This is a genomic window from Nostoc cf. commune SO-36 (assembly GCF_023734775.1).
GTDB lineage: Bacteria > Cyanobacteriota > Cyanobacteriia > Cyanobacteriales > Nostocaceae > Nostoc > Nostoc commune_A.
Map to the genome: position 1 here is coordinate 1 of NZ_AP025733.1, position 17,773 is coordinate 17,773.

A 17,773-nucleotide genomic window follows, 5' to 3' on the forward strand; every position below is an offset into this window, starting at 1 on the left:
TATTCTGTCAATGCGTAAGTCCTAGCTTCTTGTAATGTTAAAGTCCGTGTGGGATTATTACTTCGCATTGCACCATAGAATAGTTCGGCTTTTACTACCGAACAAACAACAATATCTGCTGGTGATAGCGATTCTAACCTCTGCCTCACAGCAGACATAGGACGATTCAGATAAACAATACAAGCATTGGTATCTAACAAAAATCTCACTCTAATGGCTCCCTAGTGTCATACTCACCTTGGGGATATCTTTGAATTGGGTCATCCGCTAATGATCCAGCTGTTTGTTCAAAAAATCCGGCTGGCCATCCTAATTCTTGGGGTGTTTTCGGGGGCACTGATGGTTCTAGCTGTTGATATATTACTGTTACTTCTATTTCTTTGTCTGTTATCCCCGTGGGGATACTAAGGTGTAAAATGCCGTCAGCCCCAACATGAGAACATAACTTAATACTTTGCATTACTGTTTTCTCCTATTCCTTGGTTTATCAAGAATTGGGTAGTACCTCATCTATGATGCCGTATTCTTTCTCAATCAAACTCAACAGTTTCTCTTCCACATCAGTCGAATACGGTTACTTCAACTCCCCCAAGTGCTTTAAGACAGCATGGGCAGCCTCTTCCAAGTTCTTGTTTTCCTGTAACCTACTGATGTTTAGTGCAACCCGCCGCAGGCATCGCTAATTAACTGCATCTGCTGACATTCAGATGAATAAGCCAATTTCTGAGAAATTATCTAGCCAAATCGACGCAGGTGTTAAACTCGCTATGAAGAAAACTATTGAAAAACATCGCCGTCTAGTAGAATCTATTAGCATTTGGCAAAATGGCCAAGTTGTGAGATTAACCGCCATACAAATTCCTCCTTTCAACTCAGATGAGTAACCTATTTTCCCTCATTCCAGATCAAATCCGAGATAAACTACCACTGACGGAAGATAAAAAAGAACTACTTCAACAGCAAACTATTAGTCAAAATACTCCAGGAACAATTCTGCGGGATTTTCAAACTATTTTAGAATTTCTCCAACCCAACGGCGTTGAAGTTAGTAGCACTTATCACCAATTATCCCTTAAATATCTCCAACAACTTAACTCACAATTGAGTTATCCCATAGATATTAACCTCAAACGTCCTGTACAAAAATCCTATCCTTATATTCACGGTCTTTATTTCCTTCTCCGCGCCTCTGGACTGTCTCAAGTTATTACCGAAGGTAAAAAGAGCAAGTTAGTTTTAGACCCAAAAATTCTGCAAATTTGGCAAGGATTAAACTACACAGAACAATATTTCACACTGTTAGAATCTTGGTTAGTTTGGGGAGAAAGCGAACTCTTAGGCGACCAAAGAGATATGTTTGACCAAGCATATCGCTGTTTATTATTTTGGAACAATCTCCCATCATCAGGATTAAAAATTAATAATTACTCAGAACAAGATAAATTAGTTTATTATCCTGGTTTCCACAATCTCGCTCTCTTACATTTATTTGGATTAATTGAACTGACATCAGGAAAACCACAAGCCTCTAAAGGCTGGTGTTTTACTCATGTAAACCCCAAGGGTTGGGGTAATGCTCTCATGGCTGTACTAACAGAAAGTCGCTCAAATATCCAAGTAGAAGATTACGCCACTTTTCGGTTAGATTTTCGCATAGCTTTTGACAATTTAAAACCTTATCTCCAACCCTATTTCCCGGAATGGTCACAAACATTAGTGATTGCAGAAGGCGGTTTTACTGAGGGTGTTTATATATTTAAAGCCACTTTACAGAATGCTTGGCGACGGATTGCTATTCCTAGTTACTTTAATTTGGATGAAGTAACCTCTGCAATTGTGCAAGCATTTGATTTTGACCCAGAACACCTTTACAGATTTATTCACAAAGACCGTTTAGGAAGAACTTTGGAATTTAATCATCCTGTTGTCGAAATTCCCCCTGATACCTGCGATTTTCGTTTAGGCGATTTATCCTTAGAGGTAGGTAGTCATTTACAATTTATCTTTGATTTACTGCAAGAATGGGAATTTGATTTATATGTAGAGAAAATTGAACCAGCTAATGACAAAATGAAAAAGCCTAAGATTCTTGAATTTCATGGTGAACCGCCAGCGCAGTATGGTGAAGAAGAAGAAAGCTGGGAATAGATTTGCTACTGTGATTGGCTACGTTCCAATCCATACATCTTCCAACTCAGTCAAATAAGGTCTATTCAGCTTACCCAACGACTGCAACAGATTTTTGGCTATATCCTCTATTAAGTCGGAATACACCCGATTGATGCGTAGACGCTTTGTGGCTTGCCGTCAGGCATCGCACATCTCCCACATCCGTTCACATTCCTGGGGCAAGTATTTGTAAGACTTTAGATAATGCATATTCCATTTGGTTCCAGGGTGCTATCAGCTGCACATCTGATTTAGCTTGGCAGTTCGCTGCTGAGGAAGAATCCCCTGTGTAGAACACAGGGGAAGAAAGTCAAACGAATCAGTGTATCTAAAGCACTTAACCCTCTTGTGTCAAACTAGGAGAACCCTATCGCTCTCAAAGTTTTGAGAGCTTTATCTTCCAGTTTTTTGCGAAAAATTTTAGTTTCTAGAAGAAAATAAAGCTTTAAACCTTGACTAACTCAAAGTTTCAGAATCAGGCTTTGATGATGTTTTCCAAAAGTGACACAAGAGGGTTAAGTGCCAACATTTTTAGTTGAGTCTACAGCTTGCAGTCAGTTCTACATTGAGGAAAGTTCCTGAGCGGGGTGTAATTGAACGCAACTGCTGGATAAAACCATTAAATCTAGCATCAGTTACGCCGAACCCAGCTTCAACACAAGCAGATAACCCCCCTTCAATGGCAATAGGAGCGCCTTCTCTTGGGCTATATACAATAAATTTATCAACAGTACCAGTACCAACCGCAAACCCGATAACTTGGCGAACTGTTCGCAAAGCAGCATTATCTAGAGCGCCACCTATACTGCCAACACTGATATTAACCGCACGACTTTCAGCCAATGCTGGCGCACTCATCGACAATACTGCCCCAACAATCATTAAACAGGTGAACTTATTCATTTTCTTTCCTCACTCGACTTAAACTTATGTATTTACAAAAACATAGACTCACTAACTAATATACGGACATTATCTGAAGATAATCATTTATTAAAGCAGGGTTTAAGAAGCAGCTTTTTGACAGGTTTTATGCGTGGAACAGTACAACATGGGAGGGAGCAACGCGATTTTGTGAGGTGCGAAAAATTAGGAGTATGAATCACCTGTTTGATAGTGCGACACCGAACAGCACACCGTAGGCATCGCAAATTACCTGCATCTGCCGACATTCCAACTCCAGGTATTTCAGTAACTTTAGGTGTTGTAACTCAATGGTTTACCATGCCTAAGAGATTAAGATAAAACGGTTTTAGTGAGAGTCCATGAGATTGCTTCCTACCCTGCGGGAACGCTAAGAGCGAACGTCGCAATGATGGGGTACTATTTTTGAATGCAGTCTATTATTAGACCCACTTTTTGAGTGAAAATAAATCTATGAATAGAACGTTATATTATCATCAGCAATCAAACTTTTCTCGGAAAATCCGAATATTTTTAATAGAGAAAAATTTAGATTGTGAATTCCTTGAAATTAATTTAGCCAATAAACCCCCTGAATTCCTTGAAATTTCTCCTATTGGTCAAGTCCCTGTGTTTGTAGATCAAGATGGCACGGTAATTTGGGACTCTACATTGATTGCGGAGTATCTAGACGAAACTTATCCACAGCCTAGCTTCTACCCAAGCGCTCCTCACATACGGCTTGAGTGCCGCAAATGGGAACAACTAGCAGATACTTTAGGCGACAATATTATCAGTTTATGGGTACTAGATTTTATGGGTGATCTAGCTCCTGCTTATTATCGAAAAAAATATGAAACATTAATTAATCGCCTTTTACCAATCTTTGATGGACAACTGCGTTCAGCTAAATATTTGTTAGAGGGTGAAACATGGACAGCAGCAGATGTGGCAGCGTTATGTTCCCTCGGTTACTACAGCTTTCGCTTAAATGAAGACTGGCTTCTTCAGTATCCTTATTTGAGAGACTGGTTTAATAGATTACACGAGCGTGAATCAGTCAAATCAACTATTCCAAAAAAGATCCCTACTTAGAGGTTGCTGAAAAAGTAATAAGAAAGCAAAGATCAGGATTGGTTAGTTATTCAAGCAAACCCTACTTAGGAGCCTTGCAAAAATAATTTGAATAATTTTCATTAGGAAGTTAAGCTCACAAGTCGTTCCCGATTAAATTTGTATAACTTATTTTTACATGATGCCTATTAATAATGACGCACCAGAACAATCAAATTAATTGCATCTACCAAAAATTCTTTTCAATAGGATCTGAACCAATCAGAAAATCAAAATTACCTTCCCCCCTACTTCTCTTCAATGTTTTCATGATTTTTTTCGGGTTATCATGGGGGCTATTCACATAAAATGGTTTCCCGTCACGACCACATTCAATACGTATACTCCCATCCCATTCTCCGATGTGCGAACGCGATTTAGATGGATTCGGACAACAAACCTGACATATCTAATACTTGTTCTGACCAAGCACTAGATTGCTCGGACATATTTTTCCGTTCACTCTCTTCAGACCAAAGACTATCAAATTTTAATTTCCATCGTGCCAGTTGAACTTGAATGTTAACCAGTTCTTCAGCATATTCAGGTTCAATTTCTGCTGCCGTCCATTCAATAAAACACATAGTTTCATCTGCAACACTTTTGACCGCTTCAGGGTAAGCAGTGTCACAAAATGTTCTCAGCCTAGCTAAATTAGAAGCTATATGACCTAAGCGATGTGATGTATTTTCGCCTTGAAACCGTGCTTGTTTTTCATCTAAATTCTGGTTCATATCCACCAATTAACTCCTGAGTTATTTTTTTAACACGTTCTTGAATCGCTGGGTCTTGAATTACCATTGAGCGATTATTTTGGCTTGGACGTATGTTAATAATCGATTCATAGGCGATTGATTGGTTAAAGGGAGTCCAATCCGCACCCCAGATATCTCGCTGTCTACTACCGTCTTCAAGCAATGCTGCTTCACAGTAGGCGTGTTTTTCCCCTCCCCCCGCTAAAATACCTCTTTCTATGTCTACTGCTATTTTGATATAAAGTCCCAAAGTTTGCAGCATTTGCTCAACCTGTTCTAGCGTCGCCCTTTCTTTGATAATCAGTACCAATATTACACCCCTACCACAATAGATTACAGAAAGCATTGTTGCATTAATCTTTTATCTCAGACTCTAGAACACTCAACAATTTTTCTTCCAACGCCGTCAAATAAGCCCGATTCAACTTCCCCAGCATCTCCAAAAACTTCTGCACCGAATCTTCAAGCCCACTCGAATACACCCGATTGATGCGATCGCAAATCACCCGCATCTGCTCACACTCGGCGGGCAAGTAATTGTAAGATTTCAGGTGCTGTAACCCAACGGCGTACTCCCCATCCCACATTGTCACCGTGCAACTAAAGTCATTCACTGTGCTGACAACTGCCCAACAGCCACCTTTGCCTCTCAGTTCCGGGTTGTCCTTTGCAAGAATTTGGCAGACTTCGCCAATCTGGTAGGTATTGGGTACTTGGGTTCGCTCCATAATTCTTTGCACCACATCTTTGACGATTCTACCAGTTGGCACTTTCCCACCAGCGAGTTCTACCGCTCTTAGCCATGCTTCCTGCTGTTCCTGGGGTTCAAGCTTTGTCATGGGTCGAACTTGTCCCTCTGCTGTGGGCAATTTGTGATCAAATTGATCACAAATTTCAACCAAGTTATCAAAAACAACAGCCGCATCCATTAAAAGATAAGACTGGCGACGACTATGCCCAAAGCGATCACGACAATAATCCTCAAACGTGCGGTGACTTGAACGGTAAAGCCGACGATCGCGCAATTCTGCCAGTGCCTTACATGCCTCAAAAAACGCCCGCTCCACTTTCCTCTCCAGATGTAGGCGATCGCTTTGCTCCTCTTGGGTCAACTCTGTTACTTCAACAGCGCTAACTGTAATTGTTGCTGAAGCGGGATCTACTTAAGTAGATGAAAACTACTGTAATTTGTAATTTTTTTTTAATTTGGGATTACTAAGGCTATAACGCTAAGGACACTTGATATGTCAGAAAGATTTATCGCTACAGAGTTAACGGGAGAACCTGGAGAAAAAGCTGAACAAATAGTTTGGGAGGCTATATGTCAAGCTTTTAAACAAAAAGCAGAACAAGAAGAGTGTTTAGCTTATTGGCAATATCCACTGTTCCCTCCAAAATTTAGTAATGTTCTTAGACGGCCTGACATTTTGATAGCTGAGAAAGAATTGGGCTTGATAGTTATTGAAGTCAAAGGAATCAAGATTGATGATTTACAGGCAATTCAGGGAGATGATTGGCTAATGAAGCCAGGATTTTATTCTCCAAGTATTCATCCTTACAAACAAGCTGAAAAACAGTTAAAAGCAGTTACGGGTCATTTTATTTTAATAGATGACTTATGGAATCAAGTTTTAGGAAGAGCAATGGTTGCTCTTCCTTATATTACAAGGAAACAGTGGCAGGAGAAAAGTTTTACTCAGATTGCAGCTAAAGTTCCTATCATTTTTGGAGATGAACTAGCTCCAAAGGATTTACTTAAAATAATTCGTAATAGCTCTCTAGTTATTCCAGGAAATCAATTGAACAAAACACAATGGAAGAATTTAGAGTTGGTTATTAGCGGACGACCAGTACCAATAATCCCCATTAATCCACCATCACCTGAGCTTTATCTTAAACAGGCTGCTATTGATAAATTAAACAAATATCTGTATGAAATAGATATAAAGCAAGAACATATAGGAAAAACAATTCCTCCTGGTGTTCAAAGGTTCTCAGGGATCGCAGGTTCAGGAAAAACAGTACTGCTCTGTCAAAAAGCTGCAAATATGCACCTCAAACATCCTGATTGGGATATAGCTTTAATATTCTTTACCTGACGGGGCGACAAACAAGGCTGAAAACAAGACCGTGTAAAGAATGTAACGATGTATGGTAAAAAAAAGATAGGTCAGATATTGTCAATAAGACCTATCTAATGAAAATGATACCTTTATTCTATCAAAAGCACTTAAAAAGTCAATTGAGTCTAGCAGAATACCTGTTTCTCCAAATTTTGGTGAACATCTTACAGTCAATTAAAAATGTGAATTTAGAAAGGTTAGCGAATGGGATACCTTTGCCAATTAAATTTGAGAGTAGAAGAAAAAGAATACAAAGATTTCTCTCATTACCAAATTTAACAATTGAAAAAATTTGGTTTCCCATTATAAAAGAATGGTTATCAATATATTTTACTAATGAAAAAATAATTTATGTAGCAATTGATAGAACTAATTGGAGTCGGATAAATTTGTTTATGGTGAGTGTCATTTGGGATAAAAGAGCATTTCCAATCTATTTTAAATTATTGCCCAAATTAGGGAGTAGTAACATAGATGAGCAACAAAAACTATTGTCTCAAGTAAGTCCACTTTTTCACAACTATAAAATATGTGTATTAGGTGATAGAGAATTTTGTTCTGTAAAACTCGCTAAGTACCTTCAATCATTGGGTGTATACTTTTGCTTGCGATTAAAAAAGAACGAATTTGTAGAGGTTGAAAAAGATATTTTTCAGGAATTAAACAGTCTGGGATTAGAACCAGGAGTATCATTTTTTATTCAAGGTGTAAAGGTAACAAAGACTCGCGGTTTTATGAGCTTTAACGTTGCTTGTAAATGGAAACGTAAAATTAACGGAGTAGCACCGAAAGAAGGATGGTTCATCTTAACGAATTTTGAGGCGTTAAAATTGGCTATTTCTGCCTATAAACAAAGATTTGATATTGAAGAAATGTTTAGAGATTTCAAGAAGGGAGGCTATAATTTAGAGGATACTAATGTAACTGATGAACGCTTTATTTCTCTAGTTTTATTGATAGCAATTGCTTACTCTTCTGCAACAATTCAGGGTCAACAAATCAAACGTAAAGGAATACAAAAATATATTGCTCGGATCAAAGAACATGGTCGAACGGAACGGAGACATAGTAGTTTTTATATCGGCTTATATGGTCAAAATTGGGTCAATTTCAAGGATGTTTGTATGGATTTAGTCACGGAATTAATGAAATTAAATCGCAATAAATGTAAGTATTATCAACAAGGTCTAAGAGCTATGAAGCTTATAGAGTCTGTCTTGTAGCTGATTTTGTCCCCCCTTCAGATTCTTTACACGCAGTCTCTACAACTTAATTATCAAAGAAATTAACTTTTGGCTACATCAATTTAGCGACGGCGAACTTCAGTATGACCCGACTAATTCAAACTCAAAGCTAAAAATACTTCATGCTTGGGGAGTTAACAGTATAGATAATGATGATCGAGGTTCTAAACAGCCTGGCTTTTACTCTTTAGTTAAAGAAACTCATCATATAGGTACAGTCTTAGATGGGCCACATCCAAGTTTTCCAAAACTAAGCCCACCAGAGAAATTAGCTTATCTATGTAAACAGATCCTTCTCAATCACCAAATTCAGCCTATGTTTGATGCAATTTTGATTGACGAAGGTATGGATTTAGTTGTAGATAGCGATGAAATTAAATTTGAAGGTAAGCAACCTATCTTCTGGTTAGCATGGCAGACATTAAGACCTGTAACTCCTGAAAAACAAGAACAAAGGCGTTTAATCTGGACTTATGACATGGCTCAAAGTCTAGATGCCCTTAAAGTTCCGACAGCTAAAGAATTATTTGGGCAAGAACTAGGAACTTCCATGCTGAAAGGGCAGTATCCTGGTGGGATAAAAAAGAGTGAAGTAATGTCTCGTTGCTATCGGACTCCCGGCCCTATTCTTACAATGGCTCATGGAATTGGAATGGGTTTGCTAAGAAAAGAAGGTATGTTAACAGGGCTGACCACTAAAAAAGAATGGCAAGATATAGGATATGAAGTAACAGGTGACTTCCGAAAAATTGGACAAGTTCTTGTTATATCTCGTCCTTCTGAGAATTCTTGTAATCCAATATCATCTATATGGACAGAATCACCACTGATAAAATTTGAAACTTACAAAAATAGAGAAGAAGAATTAAAAGTATTAGCCAATCAAGTTAAAGCTAATCTAGAATATGACCTTCTAAAACCTAGCCATGACATTCTAGTAATTGTTTTGGGAAATAGCCAAGATGCTCAAATCTTAGAACAAAAAGTAGCAAAAACATTAATATCTCATAATGTAGAGATTTTTATTCCTAGCGCACTAGAGTCTAATATTTTGAATCCAATTTTTCCAAATACTAATGCGAATAACTTTTGGTATGAAGGTGCAGTCACAGTATCTCGTATTCACAGAGCAAAAGGCAATGAAGCAAATATGGTTTACATTGTTGGTTTAGACAATATTGCTAGTAATGAAAGTGATATTAAACTGAGAAACCAACTGTTCGTTGCATTAACTCGCTCTCGTGCTTGGGTAAATTTAAGTGGTGTTGATGGGAATCATCCTTTCTACGAAGAATTGAGAAAAGTAATGGAAAGTGGTAATAGCTTCCAATTTGAATACTATCCTCCAAAAGTAGATATTGGAGAAACAATAGATATAAGGTAACTAATAGAAACCAGCGCTCACTTATACAGCGCTAGGTTTGTTTGATGTATCTGTTTTGGGTATCCGATGTATGACTTTAAGAAGATTTTGGACAGCTTCTGTAAGGAGAAGTTGGACAAAGTATCTTAGGGTCAACGATACTATTATATCTTTTTAGTATAAATACTGAGATACTTAACAACAAACTAGGTTATTTTTGTAGTAACTTATTATTGCATAAATTTCAGTATATATGTCTACCACTAAAAAAATTAACAATATAAAAATACTTCTTCAAGTTTGGAATTTAGAAAATGATGATTGGGACAATACCTTAGATATTTATAAATGTGGATTTTCAACATCAAAATCCTGGATTGATGACGAAAAAAATCAAGGACTAGCTTTTTGTATTGTGAAAGGAAAGCGTGAGTTTTATGGGTTTAATAAATTTTCTAATTATGAACAGCTTCCTACAACTAAAAAAACTATCCATATACTTTGGCAAAAATTTTATGTGCAAAATGTAAGTAATTATGGAGGTGGGAACTATAAATATTATTACGTTTCTGGAGAAAAGAGAGCAACAATTTTTAAGGAAAAGCCTATTGTTTTAGATACAATTACAAATTTTGTGACTTTTGAACGTAAGTACATGAGAACTGGGATGACTAACATAGCAAATGATGAGACAGGCGTAACAAAAGAGTTATTAAGATTAAGTGATGAATTAAAATTTTATCCTGGTTTCTAGCTTATAGTAAATTTTAAACATATAAGATAACCGTGAATCTGAAATCTCAAATAGATATGTAGTTCTATAAAATTATTAGCACATTCGCTATTCTTCGATCACTCCATCAGTTGCGTTGCTTCAGCTATCTAAATACTGTAGCTAGTAAATTAATTGATGCAGTGTTGTGTAGGCTTACCCAGTGAAAGGGTTATCCTATCTCATATTCAGACTCCAAAACACTTAACAACTTCTCTTCCACAACAGTAAGATAAGGACGGCTCAACTTACCCAATAACTGCAACAGACTTTTGACTGTCTCTTCCAGCGAATCGGAATACACTCGACTGATGCGATCGCAAATCACCCGCATCTGCTCACACTCGGCAGGCAAGTAATCGTAAGACTTTAGGTGTTGCAACCCAACTGTATACTCACCATCCCAGGTTCTGACGGTGCAACTGAGTTGCCCCACATGGTTGACTATGCCCCAACAGCCACCCTTACCTCTGAGTTCGGGGTTATCCTTTGCAAGGATTCGGCAGACACAAACTCACCTTAATGTCAGTAGGAGCTTGCTTGACTAGCAGTTAGCAATATCGAGGCTATTATACCGAATAGCAGGTAAATAAATATACTGATGTCTTACAGCAAACTAAGATAGTAAACTATTCGGTACATTAAAATTTAGCTAATGAAAAAACTATTTGTAACTTTTAATATTTTGGTGTTTTTATTACCTGTAACTGCTGTAGCTAGCAGCACAAATGACGATTTGTCATTCTTCGGGGGTAATAATAATTTGATTATCGCACTGGATAACAAAACTAATACTGCATGTTCTTTCAACACCGAAACTAATTCAGTCGTTAAGATGTCTGGCGTTAAGTTTACTAATACCCGAATGGTTGGGGCCTCTTACTGGTGGGGAAAACTAAGCGGCAACTTAAACCATTTCCTTGATCCTAAAACATTAAAGATTAGCGAAATTAAAGGTAAATGGAGCGACAACAACGTAATGTTAATCAAAATACAACATTACAAAGACTACGGTACTTACACTGAAAGTCTCGGTGCAACTTGTGTTAAAGAAGGCGGGTTAAACGAAGTAGCTAAGAGGATGAGAAGGTAACTGAGCTTATATTTAATCTCAATTATAAGAATTTTATACTGTGCGTTTATCTGCTTGTATTCAAGTTATTTAGCAATTGTTGCTTCTAATTATTCACACAGGAGCAAAACGATCGCGCCCAATGTGAACTTCCCACTCCACAACTCTAGCAGAGTCCGCTAGCATACCATCTCGTACACGAGGACTGCTGTTTACAACAGCTTGAGCCTGTTCAAGATTCTCTGCCTGGATTACCCAAAGCCCAGTTCCATCATGGGGAAAAAACGGCCCACAGCACAGTAGTGTTCCTTTCTCATGTTGCTCATTAAACCAAGCGAGTTGATTTTGGTCATGCTCTGGGTGAGCCAATTTATAGTCGTAATACTCTGGAACGGTTGCAACCACAACGGCAAAAAGTTTAGACATAATACTCTGGTTGGTGATTTGAGATCATGTTCAGATTGTATGACCCAAGAAATACTTCTGTGTTAAAAAATAGCGATTGTATGAACACCAGTGTATGTTCAAAGATCGGGTTAAATCTGCCCTAATCTACAATCCCATATTCTTGTTCAATAAAACCTAATAGTTTTTCCTCAAACTCAGTCAAATACGGGCGCTTCAGTTCTCCCAAGCACTTTAGCACTGCCTCTGTTGGTGCTTCTAGCTTGCCTTTTTCCCATAACCTACTGATGCGATCGCTAATCTCCTGCATCTGCTGACATTCCGATTCCAGGTAATTCAGTGACTTGAGGTGGTCAATTCTCATTGTGTATTCCCTATCCCACATTGCCACTGTACAAGTGAATTCACCCACATGGCTAACGATGCACCAGCAACCACCTTTACCCCTGAGTTCGGGATTATCTTTGACAATGATTTGGCAAACTTCGCCAAGGTGGTAAGGATTAGGGGCTTTAGTACGCTCTAGAATTCGCTCAATCACATCTTTGACAACACGGCCAGTTGGCACTTTGCCATCAGCTTCTTGCACTGCCGCTTGCCACACCTGCCATTGTTCTTGAGGTTCTAGCTTCGTCATTGGTCGAACTTGACCTTCACTGGTAGGTAAGATTTGTGATCCATTTGTTGTCAAATCCTCAATCCCAGAGTTTTGACAACAAATTGTTGTCAAATTTTCGTACACATCAGCTGCTGCAATCAAGTAGTTCGACTTTTGGCGGCTGTGACCAAACCTATCGCGGCAATACTCCTCAAAGGTTTTGTGTGTGGAACGATATAATCTGCGATCGCGTAACTCAGTCAATGCCTTCCCTGCTTCAAAAAACGCCCGTTCCACTTTCCGCTCAAAGTGCAGGCGATCGCTAATTTCCTGCTCGGTTAACTCTGGGACTTCAACAGCAGTAACGTTAATTGTTGCTGTAGCTGGGTTTTCTTGAGGGGAGATATCCTCTTCTACAAGGTCATTTGGTAATGTGCTGTCATTAGATGCGGCAGGGGTGGTTTTTTTCCGCCTAGAAGGTGGCTTATTCATGTTTCCACCTCCTCTAACTCAATGGTATTTGCTCAAAGTCAATCGCAACACAGCTTTTGAATGTAGATGGTAAATGCGTAGGCGTAACCCACCGCAGGCATCGCTTATAAAATGAGACAGAGGTTAGAGCAAAAAGAGGTTCTTCAGCAGGTTCAATCATCACACTGCTTCTTCCTCAAACAAATCTTCAATATCACATTCCAGCACTTTACAAAGTCTTGCTACTTTTGCGAAAGTTTCTGACCCTTTGCCATATTCCCAATTTCTGATTGTCGAAGTATCAACTCCAACTAAATCACCTAGTTGCTTTTGAGTTAATCCAATTTTTTCCCTTAAAGCTGCAATGCCTTTTTTGGGTGCTTCCGTTAAGTTCAACGGAGGTTTGAAAACTTTGATTAGGGCATTTTCTAGCTTTCTGAGTAATTCAGCTTCGGTTCTAATGTACGAGATTTTAACGCCTTCAAGACGACTTAAGGCTTCTAGCTTAGGATGGCTTTTCCATTTCTGCCTTAAATTATCTGACATACCTACGTACAGCACCGAGTTATCTTTATCGATTGCCAAGTAAACACAAGGCTCATCCGGCAATGAGTTTCTGTCTTCAAGTGCCACAAATGGCAGCTCCCATAAATTAATATCCTCCATATAAACCATAACTTTTTAGCGCTTCCTTTGTAATGTACACGCTAATATATTAGCGTTAATAGCTAAAATATTCTTGACAGCGCTAAAAAATTAGCGCATAATAGTAAAAGATAAAGAGAAAGCGCCCTCGACTACCAATCTGAAGCGCTTTCTCTGTCCCTAATAATAAGGAAACTTAATTATGACCCATCCAACCTACACACAGCAAGCCCTTTCCCGCTATAATCTCCCCCGCCTCAAAAGAATCGCCACTGAACGCGGCGTAACACCCACCGGGGACAAAAGAGCGGCTGACACCTGGGTAAACGCAATCATCACCCACCAATCCACCCAGCTTCAGAAAGTTGACAACCAAGCCACAGCCCAAGCCGAACTCAACAACTACATCACTGACCAAGCCCAAGTTATAGCTCCCGAACTCCTCAGAATAGTCGAAATTTCGTTTGGGGATCACGAATATTATGCTGGTGATGAACTGATAGCCAGCATTAGCCATGACGACAACCACTTAACGCAACGCTGGGTAGTCATGGTCAACGATAAAGAAGTATTCCGTGCCAGCACTCTAATGCGTTGCGATCGCTTCATCTGCACTCACTACAAAGACGGTTCATTACCTGTGCAGGAACAAGAAGCAACACCCCCCACGACTGAGAACCTAATCATGGCGCATATCTTCAACGAGTGCCAGAATTATGGGTTTGAAGTTCTCAATGATGGCATTTACAACAACAACGGCGTGAAACTGGGGCAAGTCGGATGCACTGATGGTAACTGGTGGGTGAAGAGGCGTTATTCAGTCCAGCAGCAGTATTCTAACTCGGTGCTTGATGCTGTGCGCTCATTGTCGATGGTGGATACATCGCTGGCTGAACCAGTTCACGAATACTTGCAATCCCGACCCTTGGAACAACTGAGTTCTAATGAATTACAGCAGCTTTTCAACCATGAAGTGCGATCTCTTCTTCAAGAATTAGTGACAGTGTAAAGCCTCATGTGGGCAGCAGTGAAATTGCTGCTCACTTTAAGGTATTTTTTGGGCGTTATTCTCCAAACATTGCCGAAGATTCTTAGGTTATTAATCCCAGGGAAGAAAAGCATGATTGACCATATTAATACACTCAAAACAAGTTGGTATCTCTCTCCACCTTGGCGTGGAACAATTCCACCTGTTGAGGTGAATTTACTGGAGAGAGTTTACTTGAGAACCACGAGAACATTCGGCTACTGTTGCGGTATGCAATGGAAACATGAGTGTTGGCTTTATACAGTTATTTGTCGTGATGAAATTGTCCACGCCACAGAATATCAATTTATTGGGACTGGTCAATTAGAAACCCTCACTGTGCAAAAACCTGCTTTCGTTTTAGGGCAGAAAGTAATCCTATGTTCTTATGGTGATGACACAAAGCAACGGCTGATTTTAGGAGTTGTACTTGTGGATAAGTTTTGGTTTTACCTTGTCGAATTGGTATCGCCAACATTGGCTGAAACACCAACCATACTTAATCGCTTCTCGCTAGTTGGTGAAAAAAGTTTGGTATGCGTGAATGCCTGAATTAATTAACTATTTTGTTCAATAAGCAGGTAATAAACTATGTTGACACATTCATGGCGCGACTCAGAAATTCAGCAAATGCTCCAGGATGGAGAAATAGGTAAATACACAATACCCAAAGGCTATGTAAATGCAACTCAGATGTGCGCGGCAAATGGGAAACTTTGGGGACATTACAAAGAGAGAAAATCTACAAAGGCTTACTGGCTGGAGCTTTCTAACGATATCGTCATTCCGATATCGTCATTAATTATTGAAGTTTCAGGACGTGGAAGCACTCAAGGCACTTGGGTACACCCAGAGGTAGCAATTGATTTAGCTCAGTGGGTATCTATTCCATTTCGCCTCTGGGCAAACAGAACTCTAATGAGGGTGATGATCTCAAGTGAAATAGAGTCGAAGCCAGTACAAGAGCAAGAACCACCAAAAGCATTAACCCCATCCCATGAAGCTGCACAATTAGCCCTGCTGGTGGGAGAATTCGCAGGGTTAGAGAAATCCCTCACCGCTCAGTTAGCAGTTAATGCTGCCACTAGAGTTAACCCCGCACTCAAACCCGCAGCAGATGAGCTTAAGACTGCGATCGCTTCCACTAATACCGCAGAGGACGCATTTCTCAACCCAACACAAATCGGTGAGGTAGTGGGAATGTCTGCACGGGCTGTTAACCACTGCTTACTAAATTCTGGACTGCAATACAGAACAAATGACAAGAAAATTCCCTATCGTCCTACTGAATCTGGTAAGCAATGGGGTCGCATGGTTCCCGCAGTCGCCAAATCCTCAAACCAAACTGTTTTTCAACTACGGTGGTTGCCAAGCATTACACAATTGTTTAATGAACGCAACTGAGGTGAAACAGTGGAAGAACAGATTGATGAAATTGGTAAAGAGATTAGCCTTGCTTACAGGTTTTATCAAGGTTATGGCTACTTCCTCTCGGCTACTGTTGCCGAATGGTTAGGTATTGAGTCTTTAGTAAATTGGCAGTACAAAACAATCTTGGATCTGCGTGCAGTCGATTTAATTAGCGATGCTGTCCACAACTCGGAAAATCAACGAGGGAGACGATACCTTTCATACTTCATGCTACATGGAACTTACTCAGGCAGACAAACAGTTTTTGGAGATGGCGTGAATGTAGCTGACATAGAAAGATTGGTCGTTATGATTGACCTGCAAAAAGCAATTGCACCTCAATTTATAAAAGACTTTGAGGTATGCAACCATGAATAACTGCCCCAAATGCGGAAGTAAAGAAATTTATAGAAAAGCTCTTGATGATTTAGTAGTTTATTGCGATTGCTGTCATCACTCTTGGGAAGATAAACAACCAAAAAGACCGATTCTTGAAACTAGCGTTTACATGAGCCGAGGAGCAATGAAGGGTAAACATAATGTAACAGTTTGGCACTGCCCTACAGACCCAGAACGTTATTCTTTTTCTCTAACCTACGGTGGTGGAGTTTGTATGTTTAGTGAGTTTTCGGAAGACCGTTATTTGAGTGGCAGTTATACCACCCCAGAAGAAGCATTAGAAGCAGGTATTACAGAGGTAAAAAATGATGACTAAATTTCAAGATCCAAGAGCCGCCGCACTTGCCCAACAGATAGACCAAATCAACGCAATCGGTTGGGGGTCGGCGTGTGACTTAGCACTACAAAACCACGCAGTTAAAGGTGGACTCTCACCAGTAGAAACAGTATTACGTTTCGATATGTTCCTCGCCAGGACAGAAGAAACTGCCAATAAAAGAAAAGGAATTTGGGCAGAACAATTAAGCCAGGGTATTAGCGGAATCGAATGGTACACCGTTGAGTACGGCGGCATGGCTGTAGAGCTTCCCCGGCTGTGTGAGGAATTGACGCTCGTTCCTGGGGATAAAGAGATTCTTGTGCAGTCCAAGTCGGTGGCGCTCGACTTCCTCGCACACTGGAACATGGTGTTTAAACTGTGGCACTACGACCGTGAAGCTGAATCACGCTGGAATCAAAGTCGATGGAGCGAGTTTTACGCAGAGTACTTGCATGGGCAATGGTTAGAACTGTGGGCTGAGGATGAGGTTTACCAGATTCAATTAAAAGACGGAACACTCTTAGATAAACCCACATTTGCTATCAACGCTTGCTGCTGCTGGGGTAATCCAGAAGCAATCCATCGTACTGCGGCTTACTCCGAAGCTGGCTCAAGTTGGTTCCAGTGGAATAATTTTACACCTTGGAAGTGAGAGCGATTTCTTGTGCCATAGGAAACTAATTTTAAGCTAACAATTTTCACATTGAAAGGAAAAGATATGGAACTCGGATATTTCCAAAAAGATGTACTCATTGAAAAATTAGCCAAGAAGTTCTACGCAATTCAGGGCTATGTAGTCCCCGAATCATATCGAATGCAATCAGCTACACATCCAGCAGAAAGAGCTTGTGTGGCTATGGCTTTGTTTGCAGTAGAAGAATTTCAACTAATCACAGAAGAGGAATCAGATGAGTACGAATCAGATGAAGAATAGTCTACTAATTTCTTATTTACTGAAGAAAGCTTATTGCAAAATATTCAGTTA

Annotated in this window: 24 protein-coding genes and 1 pseudogene; 15 read left to right on the top strand and 10 right to left on the bottom strand. The window is 39.6% G+C overall.

All coding sequences use genetic code 11. From position 1 onward, the window contains the following. Positions 1–26: 26 nt before the first annotated feature. Both ANSO36C_RS30655 and ANSO36C_RS30660 read right to left on the bottom strand, forming a co-directional pair. Positions 27–209 (bottom strand): annotated as a pseudogene (locus ANSO36C_RS30655) (PIN domain-containing protein); the annotation flags it as partial. Next, complete coding sequence (locus ANSO36C_RS30660) at positions 206–460, bottom strand: hypothetical protein (protein ID WP_251960629.1); 255 nt, start codon at positions 458–460, stop codon at positions 206–208. The gene ANSO36C_RS30660 and the pseudogene ANSO36C_RS30655, both read right to left, overlap by 4 nt. A 247-nt stretch (positions 461–707) precedes the next feature. On the opposite strand from ANSO36C_RS30660, the gene ANSO36C_RS30665 reads away from it, so the two are divergent. Continuing rightward, entirely contained in the window at positions 708–884 is a 177-nt protein-coding gene (locus ANSO36C_RS30665) for a hypothetical protein (RefSeq protein WP_251960630.1), read from the top strand. Then, positions 877–2,148 carry a plasmid pRiA4b ORF-3 family protein gene (locus ANSO36C_RS30670; RefSeq protein WP_251960631.1) on the top strand — a complete coding sequence of 424 codons (1,272 nt, stop codon included), beginning with the start codon at positions 877–879 and terminating at the stop codon, positions 2,146–2,148. Before ANSO36C_RS30665 ends, ANSO36C_RS30670 begins: the two co-directional genes overlap by 8 nt. Before the next feature lie 552 nt (positions 2,149–2,700). Here ANSO36C_RS30670 and ANSO36C_RS30675 read toward each other — a convergent pair. Then, a complete protein-coding gene (locus tag ANSO36C_RS30675; RefSeq protein WP_251960632.1) occupies positions 2,701–3,072 on the bottom strand; it encodes a hypothetical protein in 372 nt (123 codons plus the stop codon). A gap of 474 nt (positions 3,073–3,546) precedes the next feature. On the opposite strand from ANSO36C_RS30675, the gene ANSO36C_RS30680 reads away from it, so the two are divergent. Beyond that, positions 3,547–4,167 (top strand): glutathione S-transferase family protein, encoded by a 621-nt coding sequence (locus ANSO36C_RS30680; RefSeq protein ID WP_251960633.1) that lies wholly within the window; start codon positions 3,547–3,549, stop codon positions 4,165–4,167. A 395-nt stretch (positions 4,168–4,562) separates the two neighbouring features. Here ANSO36C_RS30680 and ANSO36C_RS30685 read toward each other — a convergent pair whose 3' ends face one another. The 3 genes from ANSO36C_RS30685 to ANSO36C_RS30695 are packed head-to-tail and all read right to left on the bottom strand — an operon-like array spanning position 4,563 to position 6,052. Further along, entirely contained in the window at positions 4,563–4,919 is a 357-nt protein-coding gene (locus tag ANSO36C_RS30685) for a hypothetical protein (RefSeq protein WP_251960634.1), read from the bottom strand. Continuing rightward, positions 4,900–5,250 carry a DUF5674 family protein gene (locus ANSO36C_RS30690; RefSeq protein WP_251960749.1) on the bottom strand — a complete coding sequence of 117 codons (351 nt, stop codon included), beginning with the start codon at positions 5,248–5,250 and terminating at the stop codon, positions 4,900–4,902. Before ANSO36C_RS30690 ends, ANSO36C_RS30685 begins: the two co-directional genes overlap by 20 nt. A gap of 43 nt (positions 5,251–5,293) precedes the next feature. After that, positions 5,294–6,052, bottom strand: a complete 759-nt coding sequence (locus ANSO36C_RS30695) for a hypothetical protein (protein WP_323374632.1) — start codon at positions 6,050–6,052, stop codon at positions 5,294–5,296. Between the two features lie 132 nt (positions 6,053–6,184). Between ANSO36C_RS30695 and ANSO36C_RS30700 the strand changes: the two genes are divergently transcribed. The 4 genes from ANSO36C_RS30700 (at position 6,185) to ANSO36C_RS30715 (ending at position 10,424) form a co-directional block, all read left to right on the top strand. Beyond that, the gene (locus ANSO36C_RS30700; RefSeq protein ID WP_251960635.1) at positions 6,185–7,039 is read left to right on the top strand and encodes an NERD domain-containing protein; all 855 of its coding nucleotides are present in this window, start codon (positions 6,185–6,187) and stop codon (positions 7,037–7,039) included. A gap of 104 nt (positions 7,040–7,143) precedes the next feature. After that, positions 7,144–8,286 carry an IS4 family transposase gene (locus tag ANSO36C_RS30705; RefSeq protein WP_251960751.1) on the top strand — a complete coding sequence of 381 codons (1,143 nt, stop codon included), beginning with the start codon at positions 7,144–7,146 and terminating at the stop codon, positions 8,284–8,286. Between the two features lie 337 nt (positions 8,287–8,623). Next, positions 8,624–9,691: a DEAD/DEAH box helicase gene (locus ANSO36C_RS30710; RefSeq protein ID WP_251960636.1), complete on the top strand. Its 1,068-nt coding sequence runs from the start codon at positions 8,624–8,626 to the stop codon at positions 9,689–9,691. Between the two features lie 232 nt (positions 9,692–9,923). Further along, positions 9,924–10,424, top strand: coding sequence for a hypothetical protein (locus tag ANSO36C_RS30715; protein ID WP_251960637.1), 501 nt, complete (start codon positions 9,924–9,926; stop codon positions 10,422–10,424). 190 nt (positions 10,425–10,614) lie between these two features. On the opposite strand, the gene ANSO36C_RS30720 is transcribed toward ANSO36C_RS30715, so the two are convergent. Then, positions 10,615–10,878, bottom strand: a complete 264-nt coding sequence (locus ANSO36C_RS30720; RefSeq protein ID WP_251960638.1) for a hypothetical protein — start codon at positions 10,876–10,878, stop codon at positions 10,615–10,617. Between the two features lie 219 nt (positions 10,879–11,097). Between ANSO36C_RS30720 and ANSO36C_RS30725 the strand changes: the two genes are divergently transcribed. Further along, positions 11,098–11,535, top strand: a complete 438-nt coding sequence (locus ANSO36C_RS30725; RefSeq protein WP_251960639.1) for a hypothetical protein — start codon at positions 11,098–11,100, stop codon at positions 11,533–11,535. 93 nt (positions 11,536–11,628) lie between these two features. On the opposite strand, the gene ANSO36C_RS30730 is transcribed toward ANSO36C_RS30725, so the two are convergent. From ANSO36C_RS30730 to ANSO36C_RS30740, 3 genes are all read right to left on the bottom strand, one after another. Beyond that, positions 11,629–11,940 (bottom strand): YciI family protein, encoded by a 312-nt coding sequence (locus ANSO36C_RS30730; RefSeq protein ID WP_251960640.1) that lies wholly within the window; start codon positions 11,938–11,940, stop codon positions 11,629–11,631. 121 nt (positions 11,941–12,061) lie between these two features. Continuing rightward, positions 12,062–13,009, bottom strand: coding sequence for a hypothetical protein (locus ANSO36C_RS30735; protein ID WP_251960641.1), 948 nt, complete (start codon positions 13,007–13,009; stop codon positions 12,062–12,064). Positions 13,010–13,168: 159 nt separating this feature from the next. After that, positions 13,169–13,621, bottom strand: a complete 453-nt coding sequence (locus ANSO36C_RS30740) for a helix-turn-helix domain-containing protein (protein ID WP_225912893.1) — start codon at positions 13,619–13,621, stop codon at positions 13,169–13,171. A 214-nt stretch (positions 13,622–13,835) separates the two neighbouring features. Here ANSO36C_RS30740 and ANSO36C_RS30745 point away from each other — a divergent pair, with 214 nt between their 5' ends. From ANSO36C_RS30745 to ANSO36C_RS30775, 7 genes are all read left to right on the top strand, one after another. Next, a complete protein-coding gene (locus ANSO36C_RS30745) occupies positions 13,836–14,642 on the top strand; it encodes a hypothetical protein (RefSeq protein ID WP_251960642.1) in 807 nt (268 codons plus the stop codon). A gap of 111 nt (positions 14,643–14,753) precedes the next feature. After that, positions 14,754–15,212 (top strand): DUF1392 domain-containing protein, encoded by a 459-nt coding sequence (locus ANSO36C_RS30750; protein ID WP_251960643.1) that lies wholly within the window; start codon positions 14,754–14,756, stop codon positions 15,210–15,212. Positions 15,213–15,251: 39 nt separating this feature from the next. Further along, positions 15,252–16,064 (top strand): KilA-N domain-containing protein, encoded by an 813-nt coding sequence (locus ANSO36C_RS30755; protein WP_251960644.1) that lies wholly within the window; start codon positions 15,252–15,254, stop codon positions 16,062–16,064. A gap of 9 nt (positions 16,065–16,073) precedes the next feature. Beyond that, positions 16,074–16,448 (top strand): hypothetical protein, encoded by a 375-nt coding sequence (locus tag ANSO36C_RS30760; protein ID WP_251960645.1) that lies wholly within the window; start codon positions 16,074–16,076, stop codon positions 16,446–16,448. Beyond that, positions 16,441–16,785, top strand: coding sequence for a hypothetical protein (locus tag ANSO36C_RS30765; RefSeq protein WP_251960646.1), 345 nt, complete (start codon positions 16,441–16,443; stop codon positions 16,783–16,785). The genes ANSO36C_RS30760 and ANSO36C_RS30765 overlap by 8 nt, the downstream gene beginning before the upstream one ends. Further along, a complete protein-coding gene (locus ANSO36C_RS30770; RefSeq protein WP_251960647.1) occupies positions 16,775–17,440 on the top strand; it encodes a hypothetical protein in 666 nt (221 codons plus the stop codon). Before ANSO36C_RS30765 ends, ANSO36C_RS30770 begins: the two co-directional genes overlap by 11 nt. Before the next feature lie 66 nt (positions 17,441–17,506). After that, positions 17,507–17,722 carry a hypothetical protein gene (locus ANSO36C_RS30775; RefSeq protein WP_251960648.1) on the top strand — a complete coding sequence of 72 codons (216 nt, stop codon included), beginning with the start codon at positions 17,507–17,509 and terminating at the stop codon, positions 17,720–17,722. Positions 17,723–17,773 lie beyond the last annotated feature (51 nt).

What these genes read in the sequence shown, in the direction of transcription:
- ANSO36C_RS30770 (WP_251960647.1), top strand. Translation starts at nt 16,775, where the DNA reads ATGATGACTAAATTTCAAGATCCAAGAGCCGCCGCACTTGCCCAACAG.
- ANSO36C_RS30665 (WP_251960630.1), top strand. Translation starts at nt 708, where the DNA reads ATGAATAAGCCAATTTCTGAGAAATTATCTAGCCAAATCGACGCAGGT.
- ANSO36C_RS30750 (WP_251960643.1), top strand. Translation starts at nt 14,754, where the DNA reads ATGATTGACCATATTAATACACTCAAAACAAGTTGGTATCTCTCTCCA.
- ANSO36C_RS30765 (WP_251960646.1), top strand. Translation starts at nt 16,441, where the DNA reads ATGAATAACTGCCCCAAATGCGGAAGTAAAGAAATTTATAGAAAAGCT.
- ANSO36C_RS30745 (WP_251960642.1), top strand. Translation starts at nt 13,836, where the DNA reads ATGACCCATCCAACCTACACACAGCAAGCCCTTTCCCGCTATAATCTC.
- ANSO36C_RS30680 (WP_251960633.1), top strand. Translation starts at nt 3,547, where the DNA reads ATGAATAGAACGTTATATTATCATCAGCAATCAAACTTTTCTCGGAAA.
- ANSO36C_RS30675 (WP_251960632.1), bottom strand. Translation starts at nt 3,072, where the DNA reads ATGAATAAGTTCACCTGTTTAATGATTGTTGGGGCAGTATTGTCGATG.
- ANSO36C_RS30685 (WP_251960634.1), bottom strand. Translation starts at nt 4,919, where the DNA reads ATGAACCAGAATTTAGATGAAAAACAAGCACGGTTTCAAGGCGAAAAT.
- ANSO36C_RS30775 (WP_251960648.1), top strand. Translation starts at nt 17,507, where the DNA reads ATGGAACTCGGATATTTCCAAAAAGATGTACTCATTGAAAAATTAGCC.
- ANSO36C_RS30700 (WP_251960635.1), top strand. Translation starts at nt 6,185, where the DNA reads ATGTCAGAAAGATTTATCGCTACAGAGTTAACGGGAGAACCTGGAGAA.
- ANSO36C_RS30730 (WP_251960640.1), bottom strand. Translation starts at nt 11,940, where the DNA reads ATGTCTAAACTTTTTGCCGTTGTGGTTGCAACCGTTCCAGAGTATTAC.
- ANSO36C_RS30725 (WP_251960639.1), top strand. Translation starts at nt 11,098, where the DNA reads ATGAAAAAACTATTTGTAACTTTTAATATTTTGGTGTTTTTATTACCT.
- ANSO36C_RS30710 (WP_251960636.1), top strand. Translation starts at nt 8,624, where the DNA reads ATGTTTGATGCAATTTTGATTGACGAAGGTATGGATTTAGTTGTAGAT.
- ANSO36C_RS30660 (WP_251960629.1), bottom strand. Translation starts at nt 460, where the DNA reads ATGCAAAGTATTAAGTTATGTTCTCATGTTGGGGCTGACGGCATTTTA.
- ANSO36C_RS30755 (WP_251960644.1), top strand. Translation starts at nt 15,252, where the DNA reads ATGTTGACACATTCATGGCGCGACTCAGAAATTCAGCAAATGCTCCAG.
- ANSO36C_RS30735 (WP_251960641.1), bottom strand. Translation starts at nt 13,009, where the DNA reads ATGAATAAGCCACCTTCTAGGCGGAAAAAAACCACCCCTGCCGCATCT.
- ANSO36C_RS30670 (WP_251960631.1), top strand. Translation starts at nt 877, where the DNA reads ATGAGTAACCTATTTTCCCTCATTCCAGATCAAATCCGAGATAAACTA.
- ANSO36C_RS30705 (WP_251960751.1), top strand. Translation starts at nt 7,144, where the DNA reads ATGATACCTTTATTCTATCAAAAGCACTTAAAAAGTCAATTGAGTCTA.
- ANSO36C_RS30715 (WP_251960637.1), top strand. Translation starts at nt 9,924, where the DNA reads ATGTCTACCACTAAAAAAATTAACAATATAAAAATACTTCTTCAAGTT.